General features: G+C 69.2%; 11 protein-coding genes. 3 read left to right on the top strand and 8 right to left on the bottom strand.

Annotated elements, in window-relative coordinates; translation table 11 throughout:
* Positions 1-222: 222 nt before the first annotated feature.
* Positions 223-1212 (top strand): IS110 family transposase, encoded by a 990-nt coding sequence (locus tag ACAM26_RS01395; protein WP_369612990.1) that lies wholly within the window; start codon positions 223-225, stop codon positions 1210-1212.
* Between the two features lie 115 nt (positions 1213-1327).
* Here ACAM26_RS01395 and ACAM26_RS01400 read toward each other — a convergent pair whose 3' ends face one another.
* The 6 genes from ACAM26_RS01400 to ACAM26_RS01425 all read right to left on the bottom strand — a co-directional run bounded on the left by ACAM26_RS01400 (position 1328) and on the right by ACAM26_RS01425 (position 6900).
* Positions 1328-2458 carry a PQQ-dependent sugar dehydrogenase gene (locus ACAM26_RS01400; RefSeq protein WP_369612991.1) on the bottom strand — a complete coding sequence of 377 codons (1131 nt, stop codon included), beginning with the start codon at positions 2456-2458 and terminating at the stop codon, positions 1328-1330.
* A 55-nt stretch (positions 2459-2513) separates the two neighbouring features.
* Positions 2514-2948 carry a gamma-butyrobetaine hydroxylase-like domain-containing protein gene (locus ACAM26_RS01405; protein WP_369612992.1) on the bottom strand — a complete coding sequence of 145 codons (435 nt, stop codon included), beginning with the start codon at positions 2946-2948 and terminating at the stop codon, positions 2514-2516.
* A 14-nt stretch (positions 2949-2962) separates the two neighbouring features.
* Positions 2963-4063: a ferrochelatase gene (gene hemH / locus ACAM26_RS01410; protein WP_369612993.1), complete on the bottom strand. Its 1101-nt coding sequence runs from the start codon at positions 4061-4063 to the stop codon at positions 2963-2965.
* Positions 4063-4623: a hemerythrin domain-containing protein gene (locus ACAM26_RS01415; protein ID WP_062277147.1), complete on the bottom strand. Its 561-nt coding sequence runs from the start codon at positions 4621-4623 to the stop codon at positions 4063-4065. Before ACAM26_RS01415 ends, hemH begins: the two co-directional genes overlap by 1 nt.
* A gap of 144 nt (positions 4624-4767) precedes the next feature.
* Positions 4768-6483 carry a TrkA family potassium uptake protein gene (locus ACAM26_RS01420; protein ID WP_123141157.1) on the bottom strand — a complete coding sequence of 572 codons (1716 nt, stop codon included), beginning with the start codon at positions 6481-6483 and terminating at the stop codon, positions 4768-4770.
* A gap of 33 nt (positions 6484-6516) precedes the next feature.
* A complete protein-coding gene (locus tag ACAM26_RS01425; RefSeq protein ID WP_062277143.1) occupies positions 6517-6900 on the bottom strand; it encodes a DUF6394 family protein in 384 nt (127 codons plus the stop codon).
* A 327-nt stretch (positions 6901-7227) separates the two neighbouring features.
* Here ACAM26_RS01425 and ACAM26_RS01430 point away from each other — a divergent pair, with 327 nt between their 5' ends.
* On the top strand, positions 7228-9861 hold the full coding sequence (locus tag ACAM26_RS01430) for a DUF2339 domain-containing protein (protein WP_369612994.1): 2634 nt from the start codon (positions 7228-7230) through the stop codon (positions 9859-9861).
* Here ACAM26_RS01430 and ACAM26_RS01435 read toward each other — a convergent pair.
* Together ACAM26_RS01435 and thrC are read right to left on the bottom strand one after the other, a co-directional pair.
* The gene (locus ACAM26_RS01435) at positions 9818-11392 is read right to left on the bottom strand and encodes an alpha-isopropylmalate synthase regulatory domain-containing protein (RefSeq protein ID WP_369612995.1); all 1575 of its coding nucleotides are present in this window, start codon (positions 11390-11392) and stop codon (positions 9818-9820) included. The two genes, ACAM26_RS01430 and ACAM26_RS01435, sit on opposite strands and share 44 nt — an antisense overlap.
* Positions 11389-12789, bottom strand: coding sequence for a threonine synthase (thrC, locus tag ACAM26_RS01440; RefSeq protein WP_123141160.1), 1401 nt, complete (start codon positions 12787-12789; stop codon positions 11389-11391). The genes ACAM26_RS01435 and thrC overlap by 4 nt, the downstream gene beginning before the upstream one ends.
* 543 nt (positions 12790-13332) lie before the next feature.
* Between thrC and ACAM26_RS01445 the strand changes: the two genes are divergently transcribed.
* Positions 13333-13590 carry a DUF4212 domain-containing protein gene (locus tag ACAM26_RS01445; RefSeq protein ID WP_123141161.1) on the top strand — a complete coding sequence of 86 codons (258 nt, stop codon included), beginning with the start codon at positions 13333-13335 and terminating at the stop codon, positions 13588-13590.

Below are 13590 nucleotides of genomic sequence, written 5' to 3' on the forward strand. Positions count from 1 at the left end.
TCTTTGCGGCTTGTATCTTGCCACCCCGTGGTGGTTAGCTCCCACCGCGCGAGATTGAGGCAGCTCGATTGCGACTGAAGGCCTGGACCTTGCCGCAAAGATTCAGCCCTCGATCTCTCTTCTCATGCCAGTCTCGACACTGAACGGTATCCAAGGGGCGAACCCTGCATGGACAAGGCGAGTGGGTATGAGGACTGGCCCAGGATCAAGGAGTGGACGACGATGATGTCTCTCGGAATCGATGTCTCGAAGGCGAAGCTGCACACCGCGCTGGAGCTGAGCGAGCAGGAGCGGGTTAAGCTCAAGACCAAGACGGTGCCCAATACCGCCGCGGGGGTGGAGGCGCTGATCGACTGGCTGGGGCGTCAGGGGGCGAGGCCGGAGGCGGTCCATGTGGTGTTGGAGGCCACCGGCCCTTACCACGAGACGGCCGCCGAGCTGCTCCACGGGCGTGGCCTGACGGTCTCGATCGTCAACCCGGCCCAGGCCCGGGACTTCGCTCGCGGTCTGGCGGTGCGCACCAAGACCGACGCGGTCGATGCCAAGGTGCTGGCGCGCTTCGGCGCGCTCCTCAAGCCCGCGCCCTGGACGCCGCCCTCGCCCGAGGTGCGCTTCCTGCGGGCGCTGCTGGCCCGTCAGCGCGCCCTCATCGAGGACCTGCGCCGCGAGCGCAACCGCCTGGAGAAGGTCGAGGCGACCCACACCCCGGCGCTGGTGCGCGACTCGGTGCGCGAGAGCATCGCCTTCCTCGAGGCTGCCCTCGCCAAGCTCCAGCAACAGATCGACGACCACCTCGACGGCCATCCTCAGCTACGCGAGGACGTCGACCTCCTCACCTCGATCCCCGCCGTCGGCCTCAAGGTCGCTCAGCGCTTCGTGGCGCTGCTGCAAAGCCGTCCCTTCACCTCGGCCCAACAGTTCGCCGCCTACCTCGGGCTCGTGCCCGTCGAGCGACAGTCGGGCACCTCCGTGCAGGGGCGCGCCAGACTCTCCAAGGCCGGGCCTGCGCATGCACGCGCCACCCTCTACATGGCCGCCGTCACCGCCATTCGCTACAACCCTCACGTCAAGGACCTCTACGAACGCCTCCTGGCGCGCGGCAAGCCCAAGATGGTCGCCCTCGGCGCCGCCATGCGGAAACTCGCCCACATCTGCTTCGGCGTGTTCAAGAACCGTCGTCCCTACCAGCCCGATTACGCTTCCGCGGCTTGACGGGAAAGACGGTATCTTTGCGGTTCAATCCCCTGGCGGCTGGCGGCTGGCGGCTGGCGGCTGGCGGCTGGCGGCTGGCGGCTGGCGGCTGGCGGCTGATCGCTAGCCCCGCGCGCTATCCATCCGGGACGATCCGCAGCAACGCGCCGTCGGGCGCATCGGTGAGGACGTAGAGGTGGCCATCGGGGCCCTCGCGCACGTCGCGTACCCGAGTGCCGATGGTCAGCCGTTCCTCGCCCACCACCGCGCCGTCCTCCAGGTCGATACGCCGCACCTCACCGAACTTGAGCGCGCCGCTGAACAGGTCGCCGCGCCAGGCCGGGAAGTGCCGTCCGCTGTAGTAAGCGAGCCCGCTCGGCGCCTTGGAGGGGGTCCATTCGAGCAGCGGCGCGGTGACGTCGACGCGCTGGTGGACGCTGGAGATCGCCGGTCCCCAGTACTCGTGGCTGGTGGTGACCTCGGGCCAGCCGTAGTTGGCGCCGGGGATGATGCGATTGAGTTCGTCACCACCGCGCGCGCCGTGCTCGTTGGCCCACACCCGCCCGCTCGCCGGGTCGCGGGCGAGACCCTGGATGTTGCGATGCCCGAGGCTGTGGATGGCCGCGCGCGCGCCGCCGGCGGCGAACCAGGGGTTGTCGGGATGGGGGCTGCCGTCGGCGCGCAGCCGCAGGATCTTGCCGAAGTGGCTGTCGAGACGCTGCGCCTGCTCGCGGATCAGTCCGCCGGCGAAGCGAATCGGCGGGTTGCCGCCGTCACCGATGCTGAGCAGCAGGCTGTCGTCGTCGAGCCAGAGGATGCGCGAGCCGAAGTGCTGGGTGTCGCGCTTGGTGTCGGGGTTGGCATAGAGACGCTCGAGATCGCGCAGCGCGCCGTCGACCAGTCGCGCGCGCGCCAGGGCGGTGCGATTGGCGCGGGCCGTACCCTCGGCATAGCTGAGATAGACCAGCCGGTTGCGACGGAAGTCGGGGTGTGGGGCGACGTCGAGCAGACCGCCCTGCCCCTCGGCGAGCACCTCGGGCACGCCCTCGATCGGCCTCGGGTCGAGCCGGCCGTCGGTCGCGAGCCGACGCAGCCGGCCCGGCCGCTCGCTGATCAGCGCCGTGCCGTCGGGCAGCCAGGCGATCGCCCAGGGGTGTTCGAGCCCGCGCGTCACCACCTCGGCGCGCCAGCCCTGGGCCTCGGGTGGCGCGGCCTCGACCGCGAGGGCGCCGAGCAGCGCGCACAGCACCACTGTCCAGCGACGCATCAGGCCTCCATCCATGTGCCTCCACTCCTGCGGGCCGCGCGCCCGCTCCCGGGTGTCAGTCGCGCGCCGTCGCCGCCGTCTCTGCCGGTACCTCGCCGCGCGCCTGCAATTGCTCGAAGGGGTCGGGACCGTCACGGTGCGCGCCGGCCTCCTCCAGCTGCTTGAGATAGTCCTGCCACAGCGGCTGCCAGGCGCGACCGAGGCGATGGAGATAACCCCAGTCGTAGAGCCCGGAGTCGTGACCGTCGTCATAGCGGATCTTGAGCGCATAGGCGCCGATCTGCTCGATCGCGGTGATGTTCACCCGCTCCTTGCCGAGCTGCAGCTTGGCGCTCGCCGGGGAGTGACCGCGCACCTCGGCCGAGGGCGAGTAGACCCGCAGGTACTCGCACGGCAGCCGGAAGCGCGCCCCGTCGTCGAAGGCCAGCTCCAGCACCCGCGAGCGCTGGTGCAGGCGGATCTCGGTGGGCAGTGGATGGGCGTCGTCCATGGGGACCTCCGCGGTCAGTGCTCGGCGCCGAGCGCGCGGGCGCGGGCCAGACGCTCGGCGAGCGCCTCGGCATCCTGGGCCGGGGCGTCGAGCCCGGGCCAGCCGGCGCAGTGGCGCAGGATCAGCTCGGTGAGCAGATCGAGATGCGCCGGGGCGTCGTTGAGACAGGGGATGTAGCCGTAGTGCTCGCCGCCGGCCTCGAGGAAGTACTCGCGGTTCTCCTCGTCGATCTCCTCGATGGTCTCCAAGCAGTCGGCGGAGAACCCGGGCGAGAGCACGTGGACCGACTTCACCCCGGCCGCGCCCCATTCCTTGAGGGTGGTCTCGGTATAGGGCTGGAGCCACTCGCTCGAACCGAGACGCGACTGGAACGACATCCCCCAACGATCCTCCGCCAGCCCCAGCGACTCGATCACCAGCCGCGCGCTCTTGCGACACAGACAGTGATAGGGGTCGCCCTTGTCGAAGTAGTCCTTGGGGATGCCGTGGAAGGAGAACAGCAGCCGCTCGGGCTCGCCGTGCTCGGCCCAGTACGCGCGGATACTGGCGACCAGGGCATCGATATAGGCCGGATCGTCGTGGTACTGGTTGATGAAGCGCAGCTCCGGCAGCCAGCGCCAGCGCCGCAGCTCGGCGGTGACGGCGTCGAAGGCCGAGCCGGTGGTGGTGGCCGAGTACTGCGGATAGAGCGGGAGCACCAGGATGCGTCGGGCATTGGCCGCGCGCAGCTCGGCCAGCGCCGAGGCCACCGAGGGGTTGCCGTAGCGCATCCCCAGCGCAACCTTGACCGGCCCCCCGAGCCGCGCGCCCAGCCGCTCGGCGATGCCGTCGCGCTGCCGCCGCGAGATCGCCAGCAGCGGCGAACCGTCCTCGGTCCACACCGACTCATAGGCACGCGCCGAGCGTGCCGGGCGGGTGCGCAGGATGACGCCGTGGAGCAACGGCAGCCACAGCGCGCGCGACATCTCCACCACCCGCGGATCGGAGAGGAACTCGGCGAGATAGCGGCGCACGTCCGGCACGCTGGTGCTGTCGGGCGTGCCCAGGTTGATCAGCAGCACCCCGAGCGACTCGGGGGTGTCATGGCGGTAAGCGGGGGTATCGACGAACTTCATCAAGGGGTCTCGGACTGGGCCTGTTCGGAAAGGAGTCGGTAGAGTGCCTGGAAGCGCTCGGGATCGGGGGCGCCGAACAGCGGATCCTCGGCGGAGGGCGCCTCGGCCGCCACCGCGTCCCAGTCGGCCTCGTCGAGCACCTTGAGGGCGATCGGGAAGGCCTCGCGATCCTCGAGCGAGAGGTGCGCGCGCATGGTCGCGACCAGCTCGCGACCATTGGCCTCGACGTCCTCGCGCAACAGCACCTCCTCGTTGAGGATGCCGTCGAGCGACTGACGGAAGCGCTTGTTGATCTGGCTGAGGCTCGCGTGCTGACGCATCAGCACGTCGAACACCTCGTGCTGCCCGGCGCCCTTGTCGAGGACTCGACGAAAGATGATGTCCTCGGTCGGGTGATGGACGGTATCGGCATAGCCGTCCATGTACTCGAGCATCTCGGACATCAGGTCGTAGTCGGGCTCCTCACCCGCGTGGAAGCGGTCGAGCAGGGTCTCGAACAGGTCGAGCAGCTTGACGAGACGGGCATGGTCCTGGCCCAGTCGGGTCATCACCGGGTGCATAGGCCTTTCTCCTAGTCGGTGGCAATCGTCTCAATCGATCCAGTATGCCATCATCTCCAGCCGAGCCAAGGCACGTGCGATCCGTCCCCGGGCTCTCGTCCAGCATCAGACGAGCGGCATCGGTCGGGGTTCCCGGCGCGGCGGTCAATGATCGCGGGCGCGCCGCAGCAATGGGGCCAGCAACTGCCAGACCGGCCCTTCGCGCCAGCTCTCACGACCACACACATAGTCGAGCGCATGCAGGTTCTGCAGCGTCCAACCCATGCGCCTGCTCGCCCACTCGCGACCGCAGCAGAGCAGCCGGTCGCCGGCCTCGAGTTCGGTCTCCGGCCCCGGGAGCAACCACCGGGCGCCGTCGCGCGCCAGCAGCAGGGGGATCACCGGCAGGCGTTCGTCGCGCGCCTGCGGGTCGCGCAACAGGATCTCCAGGGTCGGCGGCTCGCCGCGCGCAATCGCGTCACACACGGCGAAGGCGCGCCCGGGTTCGAGGACGATCTCCCAGACGTGCGGGGCGCACTCCCCGACCAACCCCAGCACCCGGCTCACCAACTCGCAGGCCCAGGGCTCGTCCTCGAGCCGTGCCAGGGTGGCGAAGTCGGAGAGCAGCGGGTTGACCAACCGGATACCGATGCGATTGGCGACGATCAGACTGGGGTGCATGATCGCATGGGCACCGACCCGGGCGAACAACTGATGGTTGTGGTGCTGGTTCTCGCGCGCGATCACGAACAGCCCGCGGTTGAGCATCAGCGCGGTCATCACGATCGAGAGGTTGTCGGCGTCGTGATCGGTGCCCGCCACCAACCCCACGGCACGACGGATCCCGGCCTGCTCCAGGGTCACCGCCTCGGTGCCGCGGCCCTGCACCACGCCCTCCTCGGGGATCCCGGTCTTGTGTGGCAGCGCCTCGATCACCTGCACCTCCATCCCCTGCTCCTTGAGATGCTTGTACATCGCCTTGCCGAAGCGACCATAGCCACAGATCACCCAGCGCCCCCGAGTCGGCGGGAACAGCGGCTCCTTGAGCCGTTCGCCGCCGAAGCCCGAGAGCCAGTCGAACAGCAGGGTGAGACAGGGCGCCTGGATGGCGGTGGCCATGTAGAGCGCGAAGGTATCGAAGGGGTCGTAGATGTGGTCGGTGCCGAAGGAGGCCATGTTGGCCTCGACCTCGTGCGAGTCGGCGCGACAGATCACCGTCACCTCGGGGTGCATCAGCTTGGCGGCGATGGCGATCTTGAGGTTGGTCTCGTTGACGTTGGTCAGCGCCACCACCCCCTGACACAGCGGATGCCTGAGCCCGGCCGCCTCGAGGTGCGCCGGACTGCGCGCGTCGGCGCAGAACGCGGGGACGTATTCGCGCTGGTTCTCGAGCTGGAGCAGATTGATGCGCTCGGGATCGATATCGACCACCACCGCATGCAGATGACGATCGGTTAGCCCCCGCACCAGGGCGCTGCCGGTCTGGCCATAGCCGCAGACCAGATAGAAGGGGGTGCACAGCCCGCGCACCCGGGCGCGAAAGCGACGCTCGCGGATCGCGCGCTGAAAGGTCGCGTCCTGCAGCAGCGCGATCAGGGTGCCGATGGCATAGATCCACACCGCCACGGTGGCGAACACGCAACCCGAGACCCACAGCCGCTGGGCATCGGTGAAGGTATTGGGCAGCTCGCCGAAACCGATGGTGGTCGACATGTAGCTGACGAAATAGAAGGCATGGAACAGGCTCATCGTCGCCGGCTCGCCGGCGGCGTCCTGCGCCGGGATCAACGCCAGCCCGGCCATCGCCACCGCATAGACCAGGATCAGCGACAGCAGCGGCGCGCGCATCCGCCGGAAGACGAGAAAGACGATGGTATCCATGCGACGGCTCCCCCGGTCGCGGCGCCGCACCGCTCAGCGGCGCAGCATCACCGTCTCGATCAGCAACAGCACCACCGAGACCACGTTGGCGATCATCGCCCCGCCGGCGAGCGAGACGATGCTGGCCATCGCCGAGGGGGTCATGCCGCCCTCACCGACGTGCACCACCGCCGTCCACACCAGCGCCGCGGCGACGAGCTGCAGGATCGCCACCAGACTGGTGGCGAGCAGCACCGCGCCGAGCTGGGTGCGGTCGCCGAACTTGAGCACGGTGGCAACGAGGTTGACCACGATCACCGCGAACAGCTCCCAGGCGTGATGATGGTCGGGATTGTCGATCTCGCCGACGAAGAACCCGAAGTTCAGCGTCAGGGCGAGCACGATGAAGAAGCCGAAGACGACCTTTTCCGGATTCATCCGTCTCTCCGCAACAAGGGGCCCGAGCGGGCGCGAACACGATGGCGGCCAGACCGCCGGCGCATCATAGCAGTTTGCCGGCGGGTAGCTACCAGTCGCCAGTCGCCAGCCGCCAGTCGCCAGCCGCCAGTGAAAGGGCGGACAGTCCTTGACCACCGTCGTTGAGCACAAGCGTCCACTGACAGCTGGCGACTGGCGGCAACGGCTGACGACTGGTGGCTGGTAGCTGGTAGCTGGTAGCTGGTGGCTGATAGCTGCCGCCCCGATTGCCCCGCTCCGAGCGCCGGGCTAACGTGTCGGCATACACGGCGGTACGAGGAACCCGGCATGGCCCTGACCCTGATCCTGACCCTGGTCGGTCTCGCCGGCGGGCTATGGCTGGCGGAGGCCGGGCTCGACGGGCTCGCCGCGCCGCTGATCGGCGCACTGTTCGGTTTCGTGCTCGCCCGCCAGCAGTTGCTCGAGCGGATGCTGCGCGAGCAGCTGGGGCGTGCGACCCCATCGCCCGCGGAGCCCCAGCCGGAACCGGCGCAAGCCCCCGACTCCGAGCCGCTGTCGCTCGACCTGCCCGCCCCGCCGCCGACCCCGCCCCGCCCGACGCCTGCCCCACGCGCCCCCTGGCGCCTGCGCGAGCGCCTGCTCGGTGCCAATCCGCTGGTGCGCATCGGCATCCTGTTGGTGTTCGTCGGCACCGGCTTCCTGATCAAGTATGCGGTCGACCAGCAGTGGCTGCGGCTGTCGCTGGAGCTGCGTCTCGGCGCCATCGCGCTGGCCGCGTTGGGGCTGCTCGGGCTCGGCTGGCGGGTGTGCGCGCGCAATCGCGACTACGGACTGCTGCTCCAGGGCGCAGCCATCGGCATCCTCTATCTCGACGTCCACGGCGCCCATGTGCTTGCCGGGCTGCTCGGGCCCGTGGCCGCCTTCGCGCTGCTGGCATTGATCGCGCTCGTCTGTCTCGCCCTGGCGCTCACCCAGGAGGCGCGCAGCCTCGCCTGGTTCGGCCTGATCGGCGGCTTCCTCGCGCCACTGATCAGCGCCGACGGTGGCGGCGACCCGGTGGTGCTGTTCGGTTACTACGCCCTGCTCGACACCCTGGTGCTGGCGCTGGCCTGGGCGCGCGGCTGGCGCGCGCTCAACCTGCTCGGCTTCGCCTTCACCTTCGTCATCGGCATCGTCTGGGGCGTGCTGCGCTACGAGCCGGCACTGTTCCATCGGGTCGAGCCCTTCCTGATCTACTTCTTCCTCGTCTATGTCGCCGTGGCGGTGCTCCACGCCCGGCACCGACCGCCGGGCTCCGCCACCCCGGTCGACGCCACCCTGGTGTTCGGCACCCCGCTGCTGACCCTCGCCTGTCAGCTCGCGCTGGTCGCCCACCTGCCCTGGGGCGAGGCCTACTCGACCCTGGCGATGGGGCTGTTCTATCTCGTCCTCGCCGGTTGGCTGCGACGCGACGGACATCCAGCCACGACGCTGCTCGCCCAGACCTTCCTCGCGCTCGCGGTGATCCTGCTGTCGCTGACCCCGGCCTTCGCCCTCGAGGCCGAACTCACCGCCGGTTTCTGGGCGCTCGAGGGCGCGGCCATGGCCTGGATCGGCGCCCGTCAGGAGCAGACGCGGGTGTTGGTCTTCGCGCTGTTGCTCCAGCTCGGCGCGGCACTGACGCTGCCCTTCGCCGAGACCGCCGCCGACCCGCGCCCCTTCCTCGGCGCCGAGGTGCTCGGCGCGCTGACGATCGCCCTCGCCGGGCTGGTGAGCGCCTACTGGTTCGACCGTGCCCGCCCCTGGTGCCGCGCCCTGGCGCCCTGGCTGCTCGGCTGGGGGGCGCTGTGGTGGCTCGGCGCCGGGAGCGCCGAGCTGTGGCGTCTCGACCCCGGCGCGGTGCTGCCGGCGCGACTCATCGGCTATACCCTGCTCGGCGCGCTGCTCGCCGAACTCGCCGCCACCCGGCTGCGCTGGGCGCGACTCGACGCCCTGCTCGGCGGGCTGCCGCTGCTCGGGCTGGTCGCGCTGGCGGCCAGCGCCGAGCGGCTGGAGCAACCGTTCGGCGCCGGCGGCGCGCTCGCCTGGCCGGCCTTCGTCGGCCTCGGCTATCTGCTGCTGTGGCGGGTCGAGCGCCGCGCACTCGCCCCGCGAATCGGCTGGGGCCTGTTCGCCCAGGGGCTGACGACCCTGCTGGTGCTCGACTGGGGCTGGCTGTGGTGGGCGCTGGTCGCGCACCAGCCCGCCCCCGGCTGGCACGCCGCGGCGCTGGCGCTGCTCCCGGCCGTGGCGCTACTGCTGGCCACGCGGGCGCGACCCTGGCCGCTGACCTGGGCGCGGGTCCATGTCGGCGCGCTCGGCGCGCCGCTCGCGCTCGGGCTGGCGCTCTGGTCGATCTGGTCGACCGGGATCGCCGGCGGTAGCGCGCCCTGGCCTCGGCTGCCGCTCGTCAACCCGCTCGATCTCGTCACCGCGCTGGTGCTCGTCGCGCTGTGGCGCTGGTGGCGCGCGCTCGAGACGCACGGGCTGATCGCCCCCGGCGCGCCGGGCCGGCGAGCCGTCACCGCGCTGTTCGGGGTGCTCGGCTTCGGCTGGCTCAATCTGGTGCTGCTGCGCGCGCTGCACCATGCCTGGGGGGTGGACTACCGGGTGGCGGCGCTGCTCGACTCGGCACCGACGCAGATGGTCCTCTCGGTGAGCTGGGGGCTGTGCGCGGTGGCGCTGTTGCTGGGGGCGCGGCGCTGGCGCTCGCGCGCGCTCTGGTTCGGCGCGGCGGCGGTGCTGACGCTGGCGGTGGTGAAGCTGTTTGCGATCGATCTGGCCGCGCGCGGCGGGGTGGAGCGCATCGTCTCCTTCCTCGCCGTCGGCGGGCTGATGATGGGGATCGGCTGGCTGACGCCGCTGCCGCCGCGCGCGACGACAGCCGACGAGACAGGGCTCAGTCGCCCGTCGTCGCGGACTCGGCAGCCGCCGCCTGCTTGAGTGCGCGGTGGATGACGATGTTGAGCATGCGCAGCGTCGCCGCGATCGAGGCGAACACCTGGTTGGCATGTACCCCGCGGGTGCGTAGCTCGCCCAGGTCGGTCTGCCAGACGATGCTGCACTCGGTGAGGGCATCGGTGCGCCCGCCCTTGGGGATGCGCACCTCGTAGTCGGTCAGCCGCGGCAGGGTCAGGCCGCGCTTCTTCACCACCCGCGCGAGCGCGCTCATGAAGGCGTCGAAGCCACCGTTGCCGCTGCCCACGGCGTTATAGACGTCGCACTCGATACGGACCTTGATGCTCGCGGTCGACTCCAGGTCCATGGTCGAGGCCACCGAGCAGGCGAGCAGCTCAGCATGGTCGTAATCCTTGCTCTCCAGCACCTCGGCGATGATGAAGGGCAGGTCCTCGGTGGTGATGGTCTTCTTCGAGTCGCCGAGCTCGATGATACGGCGCAACACCGTCTGCTGCTGCTCCTCGGAGAGCTCGATGTCGAGTCGTTCGAGGTTCTTCGCCAGCGAGGCCTTGCCGGCGAGCTTGCCGAGCGCGTACTTGCGTCGCCGGGCAAAGCGCTCGGGCGAGAGCCGCGAGTGGTAGAGACTGCCCTTGCGATCGCCGTCGGCATGGATGCCGGCGGTCTGGGTGAAGACGTCGGCGCCGACGATCGGCGCGTTGTCGGCGATGCGCTTGCCCGAGAAGTACTCGACCAGCTCGCTGGCGCGGGCGAGATGGGTCTCGTCGATGCCGGTGCGATAGCCGAGCTGATCGCGCAGGTTGACCGCGACCTCGGCCAGCGAGGCATTACCGGCGCGCTCGCCGAGACAGTTGACGGTGCAGTGCAGCGCGCTCACCCCGGCGCGCGCGGCGGCGAGCACGTTGGCGGTGGCCAGGCCGTAGTCGTTGTGGGGGTGGAAGTCGAAGCACAGCCGGGGGAAGCGCGCGACCATGTCGGCGATCGCCGCCTCGACCTGCTCCGGGGTCATCACCCCGAGGGTGTCGGGCAGCATGAAGTGCCCCACCCCGCTGTCGGCGAGCTGCTCGACGAAGCGATAGACATAGTCCGGGGTGTCGCGATAGCCGTTCGACCAGTCCTCGAGATAGAGGTTGACGGCAAGCCCCGCCTCCTGGGCGCGGGCGACACAGGCGCGCACATCACCGACGTGCTGCTCCAGGGTCTTGCCGAGCTGGCCGTGACAGTGACGCTCGCTGCCCTTGGTCAGCAGGTTGAGCACCCGTCCGCCGGCATCACGGATCCAGTCGATGCTGCGCCCCTGGTCGACGAAGCCGAGGACCTCGACCCGCTCGGCGAGTCCGCGCCCCTCGGCCCACTCGATGATCTGGCGCACCGCGTCGGCCTCGCCGCTGGAGACCCGCGCCGAGGCGACCTCGATGCGATCGACCCGCACCTGTTCGAGCAGGGTCTTGGCGAGATTGAGCTTCTCCGCCGGCGAGAAGGACACTCCCTGGGTCTGTTCCCCGTCGCGCAGGGTGGTGTCCATGATCTGGACATAGCGTTCGGCCGACTCGCTCATGCACCCGCCCCCGTGGCGGCGAGGGTGCGCTCGATCTCGGCCTTGATCGCCTCGACCGTGGCCGGCAGCTCGACACAGCGCTGCTCGCGCTCCATCAACCCCTGCAGCGACGGCGGCAGTGGCGCGCCCTGGCCGATCGCCTGCTCGACGGCCTCGTTGAACTTGGCCGGATGCGCGGTGGCCAGGCAGATGGCGTCGTCCATGCCACGCGCGGCATGGAGGCCGACGGCGGTGTGCGGGCAGCAGATATAGCCGTCGCACTCGTAGCTGGCGCGGATCTGCTCCAGGGTCTCGGCGTCGCTCGCGGCGCGGGCGTCGAAGTCGGCGCGCACCCGCGCGTGGCGCTCGGCGTCGAGTTCGATGCGACCGTGCTCACGCAGCCCCTCGAACAGCGCGCGCACCCGTGCGCAGTCGCCGTCGTGGAGGAAGTAGAGATAGCGCTCGAAGTTGGAGGCGAGCTGGATGTCCATCGCCGGGCTGAGGGTGCGGTGGACCTGCGACTCGGCGGCGTAGACCCCGCTGTCGACGAAGCGGGTGAGGATGTCGTTGCGGTTGGTGGCGATCACCAGCCGGCGCACCGGCAGCCCCATGCGGCGGGCGAGATAGCCGGCGAAGACGTCGCCGAAGTTGCCGGTGGGCACGGAGAAGCTGACCGCGCGCTCGGGATCGCCGCCGCTGACCCGACCCCAGGCGTAGAAGTAGTAGACCATCTGGGCGAGGATCCGCGCCCAGTTGATCGAGTTGACCGCGCCGAGGTGGTGGCTGCGCTTGAACGGCAGGTCGCTGAACAGCGTCTTGACGATGCGCTGGGCGTCGTCAAAGGTCCCCTCGACGGCGATGTTGTGCACGTTGTCGTCGAGCACCGTGGTCATCTGGCGCGCCTGGATCGGCGACACCCGGCCCTTGGGGTGGAGGATGAAGACCCGGATGCGCGCCTTGCCGCGCACCCCGTAGATCGCCGCCGAGCCGGTATCGCCCGAGGTGGCGCCGACGATGTTGAGCTCACCGCCGTCACGCGCCAGCAGGTATTCGAAGAGATTGCCGAGAAACTGCAGCGCCACGTCCTTGAACGCGGCGGTGGGGCCATGGAAGAGCTCGAGGATGCGCGCCCCGCCGGCCTCGACCACCGGGGTGACCTCGGGGTGGGAGAAACCGGCATAGGAGCGATCGATCAGCGCGCGCAGGTCCTCGCGCGGGATCTCGTCGCCGACGAAGGGGGTGAACACCTCGAGGGCGAGTTCCTGAAAGCTCAACTGCGACCAGGCACGCAGGGTCGCGGCATCGACCCGGGGCAACTCGGCCGGGACCAGCAGACCACCGTCGGTGGCCAGCCCCATGGTGACCGCGTCGGCGAAACCGATGGAGGTGACACCCCCGCGGGTACTCAAGTAGTGCATCTCGTTCTCTGTATTGACTGGTTGCTGTAGACGAGCGGGCGCCGGCACCCGCGCGCGGCCTCGGACGTGCGCTCCGTGCAGGCGTCGGGAGACGATGGACGAGACGGGCAGACACCCCGGTGGTGGCGAGGCGGCGTGCCCGGAGCGTGCTCGGGGGAGCGGGCGCGGCGCAATCCGTCCCCTGCTCCCAGCGAACGCCGGGGAAATGGTTGAGAGTAAAAAACCTGGCCACGCTTGGCAACCGTGGCGTGGTCTCGGCCACGATCACCAGCGTGCCGTGATGAATGCTGCACCCGCGTCACAATGATCACCATTGAATCCGATGTCACTTCGAATCGTTGACATTGCGGCAAAGGCAACCAGACAATGCAAAGCGTGCGCCTGAACTGACAGATACGGCACACACACACTAGAAGAAAGAGAATGAGGGGGCATCTGTCGCGGTCTGACCATCGGGCCCGTGCTTGCGCGTGGCTGCCGGTCAACGCCCCGTCACCCCGAGCAATTACGCAATCCACTTGTCGATTACGGAGTGACATCGAAATGACACCTGAAAAACGGGCAGATTACTGGCGGGCGAATCTACGCCTGCTGGCGGTACTGCTGACCATCTGGTTCGTGGTCTCGTATGGGTTCGGGATCATCCTCGTCGAACCCCTGAATGCCATTTCCCTTGGGGGCTACAAGCTCGGCTTCTGGTTCGCCCAGCAAGGCTCGATCTATACCTTCGTGGTACTGATCTTCGTCTATGCGGCGAACATGAACAGGCTCGACAAGAAGTTCGACGTCGGCGAAGAGTAA

Origin of the sequence: Marichromatium sp. PS1 (assembly GCF_041155115.1) — a bacterium.
GTDB lineage: Bacteria > Pseudomonadota > Gammaproteobacteria > Chromatiales > Chromatiaceae > Marichromatium > Marichromatium gracile.